The following is a 1365-nucleotide window of genomic DNA, read 5'->3' on the forward strand; positions in this document are numbered from 1 at the left end:
CGCGGGCAGGGCAGGATGCGGCGCGGAGCCAGGCCACCGCAGTTCGCGCAGGCGCAGCATGCAACCCGCAACGCAGCCCGCCGCATACCCCGCCGCACGGCACATGCCGCCGCTCATGTTCTGCATGTCCCGTATGTTCCGCATGTTCCGGCCCACGGACATGACGGCGCGCAGCGCCCTGCGGCCCGCGCCGCCACCGTGCGGCGTGCGCGGCATTTCGCCGGTATATGGCGGCAAGGGTACCCGCATGGCGGCGGCTGTCAACCGGGCGAGCATCTACGCCCCTCCGGACGCGGCGGCCTGCCCGACCACACCTTCCGCACTTTCTGCTCCGCCCACTCCGGCCGCACCCATCGCACCTTCCACTCTGGGCACGCACTCTCCGGCGCCGTGCGGGGTCTGGGCGTAGTAGCGGTCCAGCCCCTCCGCACCCATGAAGCGTTGCAGCATGCGGGGCGGCGACTCCAACAGGTCGATGATCAGGAAGGCGTCCAGCGAGCCGAAGGCGCGGTCCACGTGAAAGGTGGCGATGCGCCCGCCCAGCTTCAGGTAGTGCTTGAACAGGATGGGAATGGTGCGCCCGCCCTCCATGTCGCGCACCAGTGCGCACAGCGCGTTCCAGTCCAGGCCTTCCGGCTCGATGCGGCGCAGGCAGCCGGGCTGGCGCAGGGAGGGCGTGGCTCGCCCCCGCACCAGCCGGGCCGTTGCCGGGCAGCCGTGGTGACGGGTCAGGTAGTCCATGATGGCGTTCAGCGAGTACGGGGTATAGTCCAGGCTCACGCTTACCGGCCCGAACAGGCGACGCACGCCGGGGCGCTTCAGGATGAACTGGCCAATGCCCTTCCACAGCAGCAGCAGGGGGGCGTAGTCGCGCTGGTAGTCCGCCGCCACGAAGGCCCGGCCCAGTTCCAACGCGGGCGCTCCGTCAAAGAATTCCGGGCGGAACCGGAACAGCGACGCGGAATACAGGCCGCGCTGCCCCTGCGCATCGAGGATGGCGTCCACCACGCCCAGGCGGTAGGCCCCGGCCAGGGCGCGGTCGCCTTCGTGCCACAGGATCAGGTGGCGGTAGTCGGCGTCAAAGGCGTCGAGGTCGAGCGGTGCGCCGCTGCCCTCGCCCACCGCGCGAAAGGTCACCTCGCGCAGGCGACCGATTTCGCGGACCAGTTCGGGCGAACGGTCTGCCGTGGTTTCCACGATGGTCCACGGTCCCTCGCGCAGCAGCACGTCGGCGGGGGGTATGACGGCCAGTTCCGCCTCCAGCAACTCCAGCGGACGGGCTGCGGCGATGGGACGCATGCGCCGCGCCGGCTGCCCGACCTGACCGACCGGGCTGGCCGGGCTGGCCGAGCGATCGGAAGAGCA

Annotated in this window: 2 protein-coding genes; both read right to left on the reverse strand. The window is 70.8% G+C overall.

What is annotated here, in order from left to right; all coding sequences use genetic code 11:
- Positions 1–276 (reverse strand): hypothetical protein (locus FVW27_RS20670; protein ID WP_208294840.1); only part of this gene is annotated, 276 nt, incomplete at its 3' end.
- A partial coding sequence (locus tag FVW27_RS15830) for a GNAT family N-acetyltransferase (protein ID WP_243838511.1) occupies positions 277–1365 on the reverse strand: 1089 nt, incomplete at its 5' end. It lies immediately after the preceding gene.

It is taken from the genome of Nitratidesulfovibrio liaohensis (genome assembly GCF_011682075.1).
Taxonomy (GTDB): Bacteria; Desulfobacterota; Desulfovibrionia; order Desulfovibrionales; family Desulfovibrionaceae; genus Cupidesulfovibrio; species Cupidesulfovibrio liaohensis.